The organism is Streptomyces sp. NPDC001770, assembly GCF_053596135.1.
On the sequence record NZ_JBSFFN010000033.1, the window covers coordinates 39,033 to 54,127 of the forward strand.

Below are 15,095 nucleotides of genomic sequence, written 5' to 3' on the forward strand. Positions count from 1 at the left end.
GATCCAGTCGGGCAGCCACACCGCGCCGCGTCCGACCCTCCGCACATGCCGAGCCAGCCACTGCCCACCGCAGGAGCACGCCCATGTCCACCGCAGCCCGCCCCGGCCCCGCCGACACCGACTCCGGCACGCACGCCGCGTCCACCCCGGCCGCGCCCCCGTCCCCGCCCTCCCTCACTCCCCGGCAGAAGCGGCTCGCGCTCGGCGTGATCGCCTCCGGCCTGCTGATGATCATTCTCGACGGGTCGATCGTCACCGTGGCGATGCCCGTGATCCAGCGCGACCTGGACTTCACCCCGGCCGGCCTCAGCTGGGTCGTAAACGCCTACCTGATCGCGTTCGGCAGCCTGCTGCTGCTCGCCGGACGGCTCGGGGACCTCGTCGGACGGAAGCGGATGTTCGTCATCGGCACCGCCGTCTTCACCGCCGCATCGCTCCTCGCGGGAGTGGCGGCCTCGCCCGGGGTGCTCATCACCGCACGGGCCCTCCAGGGGGCCGGCAGCGCGATGGCGTCGGCGGTCGGGCTCGGCATCCTGGTCACCCTCTTCGCCGAGCCGCGCGAACGGGCCCGCGCCATCGCGGTGTTCTCGTTCACCTCGGCGGTCGGCGCCTCGCTCGGCCAGGTGCTCGGCGGGGTGCTCACCGACGTGCTCGACTGGCACTGGATCTTCTTCATCAATCTGCCGATCGGCCTCGCCTCCCTCGCCCTCGCCGTCCGGGTCCTGCCCGGCGACCGGGGCCCCGGGCTCGCCTCCGGCGCGGACGTGACCGGCGCCGTGCTCGTCACCGCCGCCCTGGTGGCGGGGATCTACTCCGTCGTCCAGGCCGAGCGGTACGGCTGGCTGTCCGGGCACACCCTGGGCCTGAGTGCCCTCGCCCTCGTACTGCTCGCCGGCTTCGTCGTACGCCAGGCCACCTCGCGCACCCCACTGATCCCGCCCCGCCTGCTGCGCCCGCGCACCACGGTCGGCGCCAATGTGGTCCAAGTCCTCATCATGGGGGTGATGTTCAGCTTCCAGATCCTCATCGCCCTGTACCTCCAGAAGGTGCTCGGCTACGAGGCGCTGGGGACGGGCCTCGCGCTGCTGCCGGCCGCCGTGGCCATCGGAGGGGTGTCGCTGCTGGTCTCGGCGCGGCTCAACGCACGGTTCGGCGAGCGTGCGGTGCTGCTGGCCGGGATCGCCCTGCTGACGGTCCAGATGATGCTGCTCGGCCGGCTGCCCGACCACGCCGACTACGCCACGGACCTGCTGCCGGTGATGCTGCTGGCGGGCAGCTTCGGCCTGGTGCTCCCGGCCCTCACCGCCCTGGGGATGTCCGGGACCGCCGAGGAGGACGCGGGCCTCGCCTCCGGTCTCTTCAACACCACCCAGCAGGTCGGCATGGCCCTGGGCGTGGCCGTCCTCAGCACCCTGGCCGCAGGACACACCGACGGACTGCTCGCCGCCGGGCAGGGCGCGGCCCACGCACTGACGGACGGATACCGGCTCGCCTTCACGGTCGGGGCGGGCCTGCTCGCCGTCGCCTTCGTCGCCACCCTGCTCCTGCTCCCCGGCCGGCCGGCGGCTACCGTCGCACCGCCCGCCCCCGCCCGGGACTGACTCGTGGGCCGGTTCGGGACGGCCGGTTCAGAACGGCCGGTTCAGAACATGTCCGGGCACCACGGCCGGCGGGCCGTACGGAAGGCACCGCCGGCCAGCGCCGCAGCGCCCGGCCGGTTCTCCTCGATCCGGCCCAGGGCCACCAGCCGCTCCACCGACTCGTCGCCGAGGAACACGGACGCCAAGTCCCTCACGTCCAGGGTCAGATCGGGGCTCCGGGTATCCGCTACGCACGCCGCGCCCTGCGGCGAGGCGTCCAGGCGGAAGACCCCACCGGCGAGCCCGGCGGGGTCGCGGACGTCGAGGACGAGCGTGGCCTCCCGCGCGTACGTACGGGAGGCGAGCAGCCGCGCGGTGTCGAGCACCCGCAGCCAGAGCCAGTCGGCGTGGGTGACCACCCGGGCGGCGCGCGGGTCGGGCAGCAGCTGGGGAAGCAGGTCGTCGGGGGCGCGGCAGCCGGTGCGGACCGTGGTGACCCAGTCGATCGCGCAGACGTACCGCCACAGGACGCGCTCGGCCGCCGGGCCGGCTGCGATCAGCTGGCTCACGGTCGCGGTGTCCCGGGGCTGCTTGCGATCGTCCCAGTTGTCGTCGGTGCGGTACACGACCAGGCCCTCGGGCTCGCCGGAGGCGGAGCGGTACAGGGCGTAGAAGGGCTCGGTCCACTTGTCCAGCGGCGGTACGCCGATCCCCGTGTGCCGGTCCCACCAGCCCTCCGGGCGGCTGACGACGCCGTGTTGCCGGGCGGCCAGCCGGGCATGGATCTCCGGGCCCAGCTTCCGTACGTCCTCCGGGTCCACGAGGTCGATCCGGCCGCCGTCCAGTCCGGCGTCGAGCGGGCCGTGCGGGTCCAGCCCCGAGCGGGTGAGGTCCACCTCCCACTCGGTGTGCGAGGTGGCGGGGCCGAAACCGAAGCGCCCGTAGATCGGGTACTCGGCCGCGATCAGGGTGGCGGCGACCTCGCCGCGCTCCCTCGCCGCCGCGAGGTCCGCCGCCACCATCCGGCTCAGCAGGCCCCGCCTGCGGTGGGTCGGCGCGACCGTCACCGCGCTGATCGCGTCCACCGCGACCCGGGCGCCGCCGGGCACCGTCAGCTCCTGGGCGTACGACCGGTAGGTCGCCACGCACCGCCCTCCGTCGAACGCACCCCGCACCCGGGAGACGTCGATCTGCGGCAGCCTCGCCGCCGCCTCCCGCTCCAGGCCCTCCGTCGAGGACTGCAGGAACCCCCGGCGGACGGCCATCAGCCATGCGGGGAACTCGGTCGCGGTGATCACACGTACGTCCAGGCCCATACGCCCACGCTAAGCCGCCGCCCCCGCCGTGTCGCTCGCATTTCCACGCGCCCGAAGGGGCATCGGAACGCCGCCCCGGGGACGCCGGCACCGGAACGCCGCCCGGCCCCGCAGGGCGCCGGAGCGCCGCCCCGGCCCGCAGGGCATCGGAACGCCGCTCAGGCCCCGCGGGGCGTCAGAACGCCGCCCGGACCTCGCCGACCTCCACCGCCCCGCCCATCAGCGGCGCCCGGCCGACCCGGGCGACGACCGGGGCGTCCACGCCGAGGAGCTCCAGGGCACGGGCCAGCACCGGGCCGAGCGCCCGGGTGGAGCCGTCCTCGATCTTGAAGGCCAGCGCGCGGCCGTCCGGCAGCGCCAGCGCCTGCACGGCCTCGGCACCCATCTTCGAGAGTGTGCCCGGCAGTTCGCGCATCAGCCAGGTGTCCGGCCGCCGGGTGCCCGCCACGTACTCCGGGTGGGCGCGCATCGCGTCCGCGACCCGCCGCTCCGCCGTACCGGGCTCCGCCAGGACGAAGGAGCGGAACGCCCGCGCCAGCCCGGTCAGCCCGATCGCCATCAGCGGCGCCCCGCAGCCGTCCGTACCGACCGAAGCGACCGGTTCGCCCGCCGCCTCCTCGATCACCTGGTGCACCAGCCGCTGGAGCGGGTGCGCCGGGTCGAGGTAGCTCGCGGTGTCCCAGCCGTTGAGCGCGCAGACGGCGAGCATCGCCGCGTGCTTCCCCGAGCAGTTCATGGTGATCGGCTCACGGACCCGTCCGGACGCGAGATACGCCTCCGCCTCCACCGGGTCCAGCGGCAGGTCGGGCGGGGTCTGGAGGTCGGCGGGGCTCAGCCCGTGCTCGGCCAGCATCGTCGCGACGAGCGCGAGGTGGAAGTCCTCCCCGGAGTGGCTCGCGGCGGCGAGCGCCAGCCGCTCGCCGGACAGGTCGAGACCGGCCCGCAGGATCGCGGCGGCCTGCATCGGCTTGTTCGACGAGCGGGGGAAGACGGGCGCCGACGGATCGCCGAGCGCGTACTCCACGCTGCCGTCCGCAGCCAGCAGCACCAGCGAGCCCCGGTGGCGGCCCTCCAGGAACCCGGACCGCACGACCTCCGCGAGTACCGGACGGACGTCCGGCGTACCGGGGCCGGAGGGGGAGGCGAGGGCGTCGTTGCTGGTCATGAGGGCCTTCCGGGGGCTGGACCCGCTCCCGGAAGGATCACCTCAGGCGAGCAGATCGTCTACTTGTGCTTCTCCGTCACGGTACCTGCGGGCGATCTCCGCCCCGCATTCGTCCGCCGTGCGCTGGAGCTGGTGACGGCGGCGCGAGACCTGCTTCTCGTACCCGACGAGCCTGCCCATCGCGGTGTGCAGCTCCTCGTCCGTACGGGCTTCGAGGTCGGACAGCTCCACCTCGGCGAGCGTCTCCGCCGCCAGCCTGGCGTACTCGTCGCCGCGCGGGGTGCGGAGCGTGACGTGGCGGGCGGAGGTGCGGTGCCGCGACGGGGTGTCCGCGAGGATCTCCGAGAGCCGGTCCACGACCGGGGACTCCGGGTCCTGCCGGCGCGCCAGTTCGGCCCGCAGGATGTCGATGCGCCCCTGGACCAGCCGGCGTACGTAGCTGAGGTCGGCCTCGTCCCGCTGGGCGTCCCGGCGCAGCGTCCGCAGTGCGGGGAGCCGGAGCCCGCCGAACCCGGTCTGCGGGCGGACCGCCCCCAGCCCCTCGGTGCCCGGGTGCGCGGCGCCCTGCTCGGGCACGGAACCGGCCGGAGCGGCGGACGGCACCCGCACCGGAGCGACCGCGGCCCCTGCCCCGGGCCCGCCCTCCGGTCCCGGTACGCTCCGCTGCACGGGCGGCCTCATGGTGGTGGGCGTCGTCGGTACGGCACCGGGAGATTGTCCCGTTCCATAGGTACTCATGCTGTTCCGTCCCCTCGACCGGTGCGTCGGCACACCGACATCGTGCATCGTGCCACCCCGTCCCGGGCCGACGCAGGGGTTCTGTACCCGTTCAGCCCAAGATAGGTTGGTCTGTATGCGTGCAGTGGTACAGAGAGTGGATGGCGCGAGCGTCTCCGTGTCCGAGGGCACCGAGGCCGCGCCGGAGACCGGAGTCGTCGGCGAGATCATGGGCGAGGGCCTGTGCGTGCTGGTCGGAGTCACTCACGGGGACACCCCTGAGAAGGCGGCGCAGCTCGCCCGGAAGCTCTGGTCGGTGCGCATCCTGGAGGGCGAGAAGTCCTGTTCCGACGTGAACGCACCGCTTCTGGTCATTTCGCAGTTCACCCTCTACGGGGACGCCCGCAAGGGCCGCCGCCCCACCTGGAACGCCGCCGCGCCCGGTGAGATCGCCGAGCCGCTGGTCGACGAGGTCGTGGCGCAGCTGCGGGCGCTCGGGGCGCGGGTGGAGACGGGCCGGTTCGGGGCGGACATGCGCGTCACGCTCACCAACCACGGCCCGTTCACCGTCCTCATCGAGGTCTGACCGGCGCCAGGAAGAGCCGCCGGACACCGCCTACGGCTCGACGATCGTCTCCTGCGCGGCGGCCGTGTCCCCGGCGAGCAGCTCGGCGTCGACCGCGACGTTCCGCTTGACCAGCGCGAGGGCGATCGGGCCGAGCTCGTGGTGCCGGGCCGAGGTGGTGATGAACCCGAGCTGCCGGCCCTCCGCACCGTCCGAGGCGAGCCGGACGGGTGTGCCGTGTCCGGGCAGGTGCACCTCGCTGCCGTCCAGGTGGAGGAAGACGAGCCTGCGCGGCGGCTTCCCCAGGTTGTGGACGCGCGCGACGGTCTCCTGGCCCCGGTAGCAGCCCTTCTGGAGGTGGACCGCGGTGCCGATCCAGCCCAGCTCGTGCGGGATGGTCCGGTGGTCGGTCTCGAAGCCCAGACGCGGGCGGTGCGCCTCCACGCGCAGCGCCTCGTACGCCAGGATGCCCGCGGCCGGACCGGCCTGGGCGGTGTACGCCTCCAGGTCGGCGCGCGGCAGGAACACGTCGCGGCCGTGCGGCTCCTCGCGTACGGCGACGCCCTCGGGCACCTCGGTGATGGAACCGGCCGGGAGGTGCACGACGGCGAAGTCCTCGGTGCGGTCGGCGACTTCCACCCGGTAGAAGAACTTCATCGACTCCAGGTACGCCACCAGGTCCGCGCGGGTCTCCGGCTCGACGTGCATCCACACCGTGGAGCCGTCGTCCACGAGGTAGAGGGCGTGTTCGATGTGGCCGTTGGCGGAGAGGATCAGCGCCTCGGTGGCCCGGTTCGGCGCGAGGTCGGTGACGTGCTGGGTGAGCAGCAGGTGCAGCCAGCTCAGCCGGTCGTCGCCGGTGACGGTGACGACACCCCGGTGCGACAGGTCGACGAACCCGTCTCCGGCGGCGAGTGCGCGTTGCTCACGGAACAGGTCGCCGTAGTGCGCGGCGACACCTTCGTCGCGGCCTTCGGCGGGGACGGCGCCGGGCAGGGACAGCAAGGGGCTCTTCATGCGACCAGCGTACGGCGCGCGCCCACGGGCCGTGGGGCCGGGCGCCCGCGGCCGCTCAGGCCTGCGCGGCGTCCGTACGTTCCGACCCGGCGGCGCAGTCGCGGCACCGGCCGAAGATCGCGAAGTGCTTGAGGTCCGTCTCGAAGCCGAAGGCCTCCCGCAGCTTGGCGGTGAACTCGGCCGCCACCTCGGTGTCCGCCTCTATGACGTCGGAGCAGTCCCGGCAGACCAGGTGGATGTGGTGGTGCCGGTCGGCCAGGTGGTAGGTGGGGGCGCCGTGGCCGAGGTGGGCGTGGCTGACCAGCCCGAGCTCCTCCAGGAGCTCCAGGGTCCGGTAGACGGTGGAGATGTTGACCCCGGACGCGGTCCGGCGCACCTCGCAGAGGATGTCGTCGGGCGTCGCGTGCTCCAGCGCGTCGACCGCCTCCAGCACGAGCTGGCGCTGCGGCGTGAGCCGGTAACCGCGCTGCCGGAGGTCGGTCTTCCAGTCGGTGCTCACCACGGGGCCAGTGTACGGCTGCCCCCGCACGGCATCCCCCGGTACGAAGGAGGATGCCGGTGGTCCCGTACGGCCGGTCGGGCGTGGGCGCCGCCTACTTGAAGAAGGCGATGCCGTCGTCCGGGAGGTCGCCGAGGCTCTTCGCCATCTCCTGGACCTCTTCCGGCGTGACGACCTTCTTCAGGTGCGCCGACATGTAGGGGCGCAGCTCGACGTCGGGGGTCGCCTTCTCGCCGACCCACATGAGGTCGCTGTTCACGTAGCCGTAGAGGCGCTTGCCGCCGCTGTACGGGCCGGAGGCCGCGGTGCGGGCGACCGCGTCGGTGACGACGTCGATCTGCGGCTTCTGGTCGGCGAGCTCGCCGTACCAGACCTCGACCACGCCCTGGTCACGGACCATGACGATCTCGACCTTGCGGTCCTTGTCGATGCGCCAGAAGCCGGACTCGGACTCCAGCGGCCGGACCTTGTTGCCCTCGGCGTCGAGCACCCAGGAGTGCGACACGTATGCGAGGAAGTCGCGGCCGTCGTGGCTGAAGGAGACTTCCTGGCCGAAGTTGCACTTCTCGTCGCCGGGGAAGTCGGCGACGCCCGCGCCGGCCCAGTTGCCCAGGAGGAATGCCAGCGGGACGAGGTCCCGGTGAAGGTCGGACGGAATCGAGATCATGAGCGGCTCAGGCGATCTGTGAGGGAGGGGCGGAGGTCGACGAGGGTCAGCGCTGGCCCTGGTACAGCTTCTTCACGGTCACGCCGGCGAAAGCGAGGACGCCGACGCAGACCAGGACCAGCAGGGTGGAGAAGAATGCCTCAAGCACGGGAGCTCCTCGTCATGAGCGAATCGCGGCAATGGCGCCAATACAGGGCCGGGCCCCAGCCTAGTGGGTGGGGGCCCGGCTCTCTCGTTCAGGTCCTCGCGCTGCCCGGCGGTACGGAACCGGTACGGGCCCGGAACGAGCACCCGGCCGAGCACCTGCCCGGTGCCCGTCCAGGCGCCCGGCCCGTCGCTCAGCCCAGCAGCTGGTCCTGGAGGATCACGGTCTGCTGGAACGGCACCTTCGCCGTCTCGCCGCCGCCCTCGCGGGAGTGCACGATCACCGCGAGGGTGTCCCCGGCCTGGGCGTACGCGATCCGGACGTGCTCCTTCTCGTACGGCTTCTTCTCGGCGTAGGCGTCCACCCGGATCGTCCGCGGGAAGGAGTCCTCCGGCCAGGAGTCGTCCAGCTCCAGTCCGGTGACGCCGACGGGGAGCGCCTGCTCGTCGCCCTCCGAGGTCAGCTCGTCGCTCAGCCCGGTGGCGAAGGCCACCGAGTCGAACTGGAGCAGGTAGATCCGGGACGAGGTGCCGTCCGGCATGGTCCAGCCGCGGGCCGCGACATGGCGCAGCGCGGAGTCGGTGAGCACCTGCCCGAGGTGGGCGCGGCCGTCCTCGGCGAACTCCGTGAGGAACTGCGAGGCGGGGACCCAGCCACCGGACAGCTTCTTGTCCGCCACCGCTCCGGCGGGCGCGGGCAGCAGCAGGTCCCGTACGTCGGCGTAGTGGATCTCCGCGTCGTTGGAGAAGTCGAACGGGTGGGACGTGCGCGGAGGCAGCGCCGGCAGCGACAGCTCGGGGTAGTCCCAGCGGCCGTCGTCGACCGTGGAGAGGCCGGGCACGTCGGTCCGCTCCATCGAGGCGATCCCGTACGCGGTCCCCGTGGAGGCGGCCCCGAACACCAGCACGGCGGCGGTCCAGCGCGCGACGGCACGCAGGACCCGCCGGGGCCTGCGGGGCCGCGCGGGGGGCTCCTGGCCGTCGACGGCGGTCGCGGGAGCGGCGAGCGGCGCGGCGGCCGGCAGCTCCGCGGGCATCGGCGGGATCTCCGCGACCGGCGGTACGGGCGCGGGCGCCACGGCCTGCGGGGCTTCGGCCACCGGCGCCACGGCCTGCGGGCCTTCGGCCCGCGGGGCTTCGGGGGCCTCGGCCGGCGGGGCGGGTGGCGTGGTCTGCTCGGTCATATGTACTTCCCCGGGGACTTGATGTGGTCGAGCTGGTCCTTCACCAGATCCGCGATGTCGGACATGCTCAGCGGGCCCGGTCCCTCGGCGGTGACCTCGACGTAGTGCTCCCCGTCGTAGGCCATGCAGGTGACGCCGTCGAGCTCGACGTCGTCGTTCTTGGGGTAACGGAAGCAACGGGCGTTCTTGTAGTCCTTGATCTTCGGACCCTCGCGGAAGACCCGCATCGCCTCCGTGAGTCCGGTCATGGAGGACCAGGTGTCGTGGACCGCCTGCTTGTCCTTCATCTTCATGATCTCGACGGTGGCCACCACGTCGTTGGCCTTCCCGAAGTAGGAGCGCTGGGCCACCCCTTCGACCCGCATCCGGTCGACGTGCTTCTCGAACTCGCGACGCAGCTTGCCCGAGAGGCCGTGCGCCGACTTCTTGATCGTCGCCGCCGCTTCCCTGGCGTCGATCACGTTGTCGTTGCCCCGCTTGTCGATGTCCATGCCGAGGCGCCAGTCGGAGTCCGCGGGCAGAAGCAGCTTGCTGAGCTCCGTGTCGGACCGGCCGGCCGCCGCACCCGCGGCAGGGTCCTTGGTGTTCCCCGGGGACGAACCCTGAAGGCTCTCCTGGGTCCACAGCGTGGTGGGCGCGGTGCGGTCCGCCGAATCGACGGTGTTCTTCGTGTACACGGCGGCGCCGCCGATCACGGCGAGGACGACGACGGGCGGCACCACGTACCGCGCCACCTTCCACACCCGGCCGGCGGTCCGCGCCGGAGCCACCGGAGCCGGCTCCGGGGCCGCGTCCGGAGCCGGTTCCAGGTTCGGTGCCGAGGCCGGGTCCGGAGTCACGGCTTCGCTCTTCTCGTCGGTCACAGCCGCTCCAACTGGCGCTCCGCCAGGCTCCGGATGGTCTTCTTGCTGATCGGCTCGGGGCTGAACATGTAGATGTCCATCACGATGTCGCCGCGCACGGCGATGGCCCTGGCCTCGTACATCGGCTCGTATCCCGCCTCGCGGCGGACCGGGAGGATGAAGGCGCGGCCGTCGAGGCTGCCCTTGACGGGGTCGCCCTCGCTGTCGTCCAGCAGGTAGCTCATCTGGCCGTCGAAGTGGTCCCGGGCCCCGACGGAGCTCCCGGGCCGGTACTGCAGAAGATCGATCTTCGTCTCGCGGTCCCCGCTCGCCAGCCAGGACTGCCGCGCGATCCGCCGGATGTCCGAACCCGCCAGCTCGCCGAACATGTAGTCCGGGCTGTCGTACTCGGCGGCGTATTCGGAGAGGCCGATCCAGCCGCTGCCGGCATACGGATCCGCCTTGGCGCCCTTGGGGCGGTCCAGCAGCAGCTTCGTCAGGTCGCCGTCCGTCTTCACCTGATGGTCCTCGGAGGCCGGCAGCGGGTCCGGGGCCTTGCCGGCCGGCTTCGCCGGGTAGGCGAGGTGTTCCTGCGCCAGCACCCCCAGGGGGGTCGGGTCGCGGTCGGCCTGGACGCCGTACCCCACGGCCCCGCCGATGGCCACGCCGAGCACCGCGGCGGCCAGCACGATCAGCGAGGTACGGCCACGCGGACGGCGGCGGACGGCATCCGGTGCGGGCTCCGGCGTCTCGGCGGACTCGGCGGCCTCGGGCTCCGTGGCCGGCTCGGCCACGGAGTCCGGCGCCACGGCCGGCGCAGGAGCATCGGCCGGGGTCAGGTTCTCACCGGCATCCGCGACGGGCGGCGCATCCGGCGACTCGACCGCGTCGCCGGAAATGGTGTCTTTCGGTTCCAAAAGGGTCCCCCCATAAGAGACCTGAAGCGCCGGTTCCAATTACCTGCGCACACACCTGACCCACAGGTCACAGAAGAGGTTGCACGGCCGCCGGTTACAGTTCGGCATATGCCGAAGAAGCTCGTGATCAAGGTGACCGCAGGGGCCGACTCCGCCGAGCGGTGCTCGCAGGCGTTCACGGTGGCGGCGGTCGCCGTCGCCAGCGGGGTGGAGGTCTCCCTCTGGCTCACCGGGGAGTCCGCCTGGTTCGCCCTGCCCGGCCGCGCCGCCGACTTCGAACTCCCGCACGCCGCACCGCTGCCGGACCTCATCGAGTCGATCATGGCGGGCGGGCGGATCACCCTCTGCACCCAGTGCGCGGCGCGGCGGGACATCACGGAGCGGGACGTCATCGAGGGCGTACGGATCGCGGGGGCTCAGGTCTTCGTCCAGGAAGCCATGGCGGACGGCACGCAGGCACTGGTCTACTGACGGGCCGTCACCCGCGCTGCGGCCTCAACGGTCGTACTTGCGCCGCTTCCTGCCGTCCAGCTCGTCCCACCACTCGTCGGACTTCGGGTCTCCGGAGGGGTGCTCGTCCCACCAGCGGTCTTCGGGGCCGCGGCGGTTGGCGACCATCGCCGCGATCGGCGGGATGACCATGGCGACCACGCACATGCCCACGGCGACCGGCACGGACCAGAGGCGCACGAAGGCCCAGGCGGACACGAAGAGAGCGACGCATCCGCCCATCAGCAGGAAATAGCCGCGCCGGCGCCGGGCGTACATACCCCCAAGGGTAGGCCCGGAGTCGCTGGGCGTCACCGATCGCCGCCCGGACGGCACGAAGGGCCGCACCCCATTTCCGTCACGGGCGTCCAACCCCCGGGGTGCGGCCCTCCGGCCCTGCCTCATCGGTGCGCCGCCGGCTCGCGCCGGGGGCCGCACCGATCAGCGGCTCACGTCGTTCAGACGGCGATGGCCACCTCGGAGAGGCCGCCGGTCTGCGCGACGACGGTGCGGTCGGCGCTGCCGCCCGGAACCAGCGCGCGGACCGTCCAGGTCCCCTCGGCCGCGTAGAAACGGAACTGCCCGGTCGCCGAGGTCGGGACCTCGGCGGTGAACTCGCCGGTCGAGTCCAGCAGGCGGACGTAGCCCGTGACGGGCTCGCCGTCGCGGGTCACGCTGCCCTGGATCGTCGTCTCGCCGGGCTTGATGGTCGAAGCGTCGGGGCCGCCGGCCTTTGCTCCACACATGGTGTTCAGTCCTTCTGGGTCGGGGGTCCTGCGAATTACTTGTTGGCGCCGAGCTCGATCGGCACGCCCACGAGGGAGCCGTACTCGGTCCACGAGCCGTCGTAGTTCTTGACGTTCTCCTGGCCGAGCAGCTCGTGCAGGACGAACCAGGTCAGCGCGGAGCGCTCGCCGATGCGGCAGTACGCGATGGTGTCCTTCGACAGGTCGACCTGCTCGTCCTCGTAGAGGGCCTTGAGCTCGTCGTCCGACTTGAAGGTGCCGTCGTCGTTGGCGTTCTTCGACCACGGGATGTTGCGGGCGCCGGGCACGTGGCCGGGGCGCTGCGACTGCTCCTGCGGAAGGTGCGCCGGCGCGAGCAGCTTGCCGCTGAACTCGTCGGGGGAGCGCACGTCGACCAGGTTCAGCGTGCCGATGGCCGCCACGACGTCGTCGCGGTAGGCGCGGATCGACTCGTCCTGGGCCTTGGCCTTGTACTCGGTGGCCGGGCGCGACGGGACGGCGTCGGTCAGGTCGCGGGAGTCGAGCTCCCACTTCTTGCGGCCACCGTCGAGGAGCTTGACGTTCTCGTGGCCGTAGAGCTTGAAGTACCAGTAGGCGTAGGACGCGAACCAGTTGTTGTTGCCACCGTAGAGGACCACCAGCGTGTCGTTGGCGATGCCCTTCTCCGACAGGAGCTTCTCGAAGCCGGCCTGGTCGACGAAGTCACGGCGGACCGGGTCCTGGAGGTCCTTCGTCCAGTCGATCCGGATCGCGTTCTTGATGTGGTTCTTCTCGTACGCCGAGGTGTCCTCGTCGACCTCGACGATGGCGACCTGCGGGTCGTCGATGTGGGCCTCGACCCAGTCTGCATCGACCAGTACGTCGGTGCGGCTCATGCTGTTCTCCTCCGGGGCAGTCTGCGGCGGTGTCGTGCGGAGTGAAGAGTGCTGCGGATGCACGCGGACGCCGGGCGTGGGCGTGCACCGGGGGCACGGGCCGGCCCCGACGGTTCAACGGTCGAGGGGCCGGACGGAAGCGGGACGGGACGGAACGTCCTGCTCAGAAGGTGCGACAGAGCATGGCGGCGACGCGGCACAGGTCTACTGCCCGCCGCTTCGTGAGGTCCGCCTGTCGCTTCATGTGTCCGATCGTAGGGAGCCGGAGGCGGGGATGTCACCGGCATGTCGGATGATGAGACAGGATCGTCCGCGATACGAGACGCAGAAGCGGAATCCAACCATCCGATCCCCTTCGGGGAGACCGGGGGTGCCACCGCATCTGCGGTACGGACACCGGCGTCTCACCATCCGGTCACATGCCTTGTACTTCCACCTCGCACACCCGCCCCGCACACCCTCCCCGCGCACACGCCTCGTACTCCCGCCCCGTGGAGGGGGGCGTCAGCCGGCGAGGGCCATGTCGGTGGCCTCCACGGAGATCTCCAGGCCCTCGGGCAGCGCCTCGACCTTCTTCAGCACCACGCCGTCGGGCAGTCCGCCGACGTTCCGCTCGAAGTCGGTACGGGAGCGCACCAGCCCCTCCAGGCCGGGGATGCCCTCACCCGGCACCGAGTCCGCGCGGACCCGGACCGTCCGCCCGTCGACCAGCGTGACCGAGGAGACGACGCTGCGGGTGAGGTCCTTGCCGAGCACCTGCACGGTGCCGGTGACCTTCACCTTGCCGTTGTCGGCGTACCGCACGGTGACGCCGTCCTCGGCGGCGTCGGTCAGGTCCGCGTAACTGACCAGCGCGGTGCCCTTGACCAGACCTGCACGGGCGCTGGTGTACCCCTCGCCGATGGCGACCCGGTCGAGCTCGGCCCGCAGCTCGCTGATCCGGATGGTGCCGCCGTTGCCGCTGGCCTGGATGCCCTTGAGCGTGACGTCGACCCGTTCGAGGTCCCGGCCCGCGATCTGGGTGAGGAAGGGGAAGCCGTGGATCGAGACGTCGGTGGAGGTCGCCGTGGCACCGGTGAACTCGACCCGGTCCGCCGCCTCGCTCTCGGCGAAGTGGACGGCGAGCCGGTCGACGGCCACGAAGAGGCCCCCCAGCACCACCACGACGATCAGCAGTATTCGCAGCGCGCGCATGCCTGTTCTTCTCCCACTCTCGCCCGACGGAATCCGGGCTTCCCGCAGGCCTGGTACGGCCGCGGAAAGCCCGGAGTGAGCGACGAAGCGGGGGACCCGGTCGGTTCCCGGAGGATTCAGCCGATCACGCGGCCGACGAGGTAGACGGCCGGAGCCGCGGCGGTCAGCGGCAGCGCCACACCGGCCGTCATGTGGACGAACCGGGACGGGTAGTCGTAGCTGGCCGCCCGGAGGCCGACGAGCGCGCACACGCCCGCCGCGAGCCCGGACACCGTCGCGCCCGCGAGGCCGAGTCCGACCAGACCGCCGGCCACCGCACCCACCACCGTGGCGGCGACCAGAGACGCGACCACGGACGCCACCCCGGGCAGCGGCACCGCGCGCACGAGCGCGGCGACGGCGACGGCGATCGCGCCCGCCACCACCACGTCCGGGTCCGCCGCGAGGTACCCGCCCGCCAGCACGGCCAGGGCCGCCGACACGACGGTGGCCATCAGCCCCTGCATCCGCTCGTCGGCCCCCGCGTGGCTCCGCAACTGGAGGACGAGGGTGAGCAGCACCCACACGCCGAGCGTGCCGAGCAGGGCCGCCGGGCCGTGCTCGCGGCCGGCGACGAGCAGCGCGACGTCCGCGACGAACCCGCCGAGGAAGGCGAGCGCGATGCCCTGCCGGGCCGGCCACATGCCGTTGAGCCGGAACCACCCGGCCGCCGTCACGGCCTGGAGCAGCACCAGCGGCACGGCCAGGGCGTACGAGCCGATCCCGGCCCCGAGCGCCACCAGCAGGCCGAGTACGGCGGTCAGCGCGGCGGGCTGCATGCCCGGCGCGATGATCGGCGACCGGCCCTCGGCGCGGGCGCGCTGGGCGTCGGTGATCCGGGCGTTGCCGACCGTGGTGGGAGCGCTGTAGCCGTCCGCACCGGGCTGCGCCGGGGCGGGAGCGGCCGTGGCCGCCGCCGCTACGGGCGCCGGGGCCACCGGGGCGGTCACCGGGGCAGCCGCCGGGACCTCGGGCGGCAACGGATAGGAACCCGCCGCTCCCGCCGCCCCGACGACCGGCGGCAGGAAGGCGGTCTCCGCCGCATCCGGCACGGCCTGCTGGGGCTGAACCTGCTGGGGCTGCTGCCCGTACGCCTGCTGGGGCTGTGCGAACTGCTGGGGCTGCTGCCCGTACGCCTG

18 protein-coding genes are annotated in these 15,095 nt (G+C 72.5%); 3 read left to right on the forward strand and 15 right to left on the reverse strand.

The features are described 5' to 3' along the window. Positions 1-83: 83 nt before the first annotated feature. A complete protein-coding gene (locus ACWCSV_RS26155) occupies positions 84-1,601 on the forward strand; it encodes an MFS transporter (RefSeq protein WP_451146160.1) in 1,518 nt (505 codons plus the stop codon). A gap of 41 nt (positions 1,602-1,642) precedes the next feature. On the opposite strand, the gene ACWCSV_RS26160 is transcribed toward ACWCSV_RS26155, so the two are convergent. The 3 genes from ACWCSV_RS26160 to ACWCSV_RS26170 all read right to left on the reverse strand — a co-directional run bounded on the left by ACWCSV_RS26160 (position 1,643) and on the right by ACWCSV_RS26170 (position 4,799). Continuing rightward, positions 1,643-2,896 carry a GNAT family N-acetyltransferase gene (locus ACWCSV_RS26160; protein WP_451146162.1) on the reverse strand — a complete coding sequence of 418 codons (1,254 nt, stop codon included), beginning with the start codon at positions 2,894-2,896 and terminating at the stop codon, positions 1,643-1,645. A gap of 175 nt (positions 2,897-3,071) precedes the next feature. After that, the gene (locus tag ACWCSV_RS26165) at positions 3,072-4,061 is read right to left on the reverse strand and encodes an asparaginase (RefSeq protein ID WP_451146164.1); all 990 of its coding nucleotides are present in this window, start codon (positions 4,059-4,061) and stop codon (positions 3,072-3,074) included. Positions 4,062-4,103: 42 nt separating this feature from the next. Further along, complete coding sequence (locus ACWCSV_RS26170) at positions 4,104-4,799, reverse strand: RsiG family protein (protein ID WP_451146166.1); 696 nt, start codon at positions 4,797-4,799, stop codon at positions 4,104-4,106. A 115-nt stretch (positions 4,800-4,914) separates the two neighbouring features. On the opposite strand from ACWCSV_RS26170, the gene dtd reads away from it, so the two are divergent. Then, on the forward strand, positions 4,915-5,364 hold the full coding sequence (gene dtd / locus ACWCSV_RS26175) for a D-aminoacyl-tRNA deacylase (RefSeq protein ID WP_451146168.1): 450 nt from the start codon (positions 4,915-4,917) through the stop codon (positions 5,362-5,364). 30 nt (positions 5,365-5,394) lie between these two features. Here the strand turns inward: dtd and ygfZ are convergent, their stop codons facing one another. The 6 genes from ygfZ to ACWCSV_RS26205 form a co-directional block, all read right to left on the reverse strand. Then, positions 5,395-6,360, reverse strand: coding sequence for a CAF17-like 4Fe-4S cluster assembly/insertion protein YgfZ (gene ygfZ / locus ACWCSV_RS26180; protein ID WP_451146170.1), 966 nt, complete (start codon positions 6,358-6,360; stop codon positions 5,395-5,397). 55 nt (positions 6,361-6,415) lie between these two features. Beyond that, the gene (locus ACWCSV_RS26185; RefSeq protein WP_451146172.1) at positions 6,416-6,862 is read right to left on the reverse strand and encodes a Fur family transcriptional regulator; all 447 of its coding nucleotides are present in this window, start codon (positions 6,860-6,862) and stop codon (positions 6,416-6,418) included. A gap of 91 nt (positions 6,863-6,953) precedes the next feature. Beyond that, a complete protein-coding gene (locus ACWCSV_RS26190; RefSeq protein ID WP_451146174.1) occupies positions 6,954-7,526 on the reverse strand; it encodes an FABP family protein in 573 nt (190 codons plus the stop codon). A 338-nt stretch (positions 7,527-7,864) separates the two neighbouring features. Further along, a complete protein-coding gene (locus ACWCSV_RS26195) occupies positions 7,865-8,854 on the reverse strand; it encodes a hypothetical protein (RefSeq protein ID WP_451146176.1) in 990 nt (329 codons plus the stop codon). Then, positions 8,851-9,717 carry a hypothetical protein gene (locus ACWCSV_RS26200; protein WP_451146178.1) on the reverse strand — a complete coding sequence of 289 codons (867 nt, stop codon included), beginning with the start codon at positions 9,715-9,717 and terminating at the stop codon, positions 8,851-8,853. Before ACWCSV_RS26200 ends, ACWCSV_RS26195 begins: the two co-directional genes overlap by 4 nt. Then, the gene (locus tag ACWCSV_RS26205) at positions 9,714-10,505 is read right to left on the reverse strand and encodes a hypothetical protein (protein WP_451146180.1); all 792 of its coding nucleotides are present in this window, start codon (positions 10,503-10,505) and stop codon (positions 9,714-9,716) included. The genes ACWCSV_RS26200 and ACWCSV_RS26205 overlap by 4 nt, the downstream gene beginning before the upstream one ends. A 216-nt stretch (positions 10,506-10,721) precedes the next feature. Here ACWCSV_RS26205 and ACWCSV_RS26210 point away from each other — a divergent pair, with 216 nt between their 5' ends. Then, positions 10,722-11,084, forward strand: coding sequence for a DsrE family protein (locus tag ACWCSV_RS26210; protein ID WP_450778625.1), 363 nt, complete (start codon positions 10,722-10,724; stop codon positions 11,082-11,084). A 24-nt stretch (positions 11,085-11,108) separates the two neighbouring features. Here the strand turns inward: ACWCSV_RS26210 and ACWCSV_RS26215 are convergent, their stop codons facing one another. The 6 genes from ACWCSV_RS26215 to ACWCSV_RS26240 form a co-directional block, all read right to left on the reverse strand. Then, positions 11,109-11,381 carry a DUF3099 domain-containing protein gene (locus ACWCSV_RS26215; RefSeq protein ID WP_451146182.1) on the reverse strand — a complete coding sequence of 91 codons (273 nt, stop codon included), beginning with the start codon at positions 11,379-11,381 and terminating at the stop codon, positions 11,109-11,111. 179 nt (positions 11,382-11,560) lie between these two features. Further along, positions 11,561-11,848 (reverse strand): DUF1416 domain-containing protein, encoded by a 288-nt coding sequence (locus tag ACWCSV_RS26220; RefSeq protein ID WP_030925040.1) that lies wholly within the window; start codon positions 11,846-11,848, stop codon positions 11,561-11,563. Between the two features lie 35 nt (positions 11,849-11,883). Continuing rightward, positions 11,884-12,723, reverse strand: coding sequence for a sulfurtransferase (locus tag ACWCSV_RS26225; protein WP_451146184.1), 840 nt, complete (start codon positions 12,721-12,723; stop codon positions 11,884-11,886). Positions 12,724-12,886: 163 nt separating this feature from the next. Continuing rightward, positions 12,887-12,967, reverse strand: coding sequence for a putative leader peptide (locus ACWCSV_RS26230; RefSeq protein WP_350310325.1), 81 nt, complete (start codon positions 12,965-12,967; stop codon positions 12,887-12,889). A 260-nt stretch (positions 12,968-13,227) separates the two neighbouring features. After that, positions 13,228-13,917, reverse strand: a complete 690-nt coding sequence (locus tag ACWCSV_RS26235; protein WP_451146186.1) for an LmeA family phospholipid-binding protein — start codon at positions 13,915-13,917, stop codon at positions 13,228-13,230. A gap of 116 nt (positions 13,918-14,033) precedes the next feature. Then, positions 14,034-15,095 (reverse strand): hypothetical protein (locus ACWCSV_RS26240; protein WP_451146188.1); only part of this gene is annotated, 1,062 nt, incomplete at its 5' end.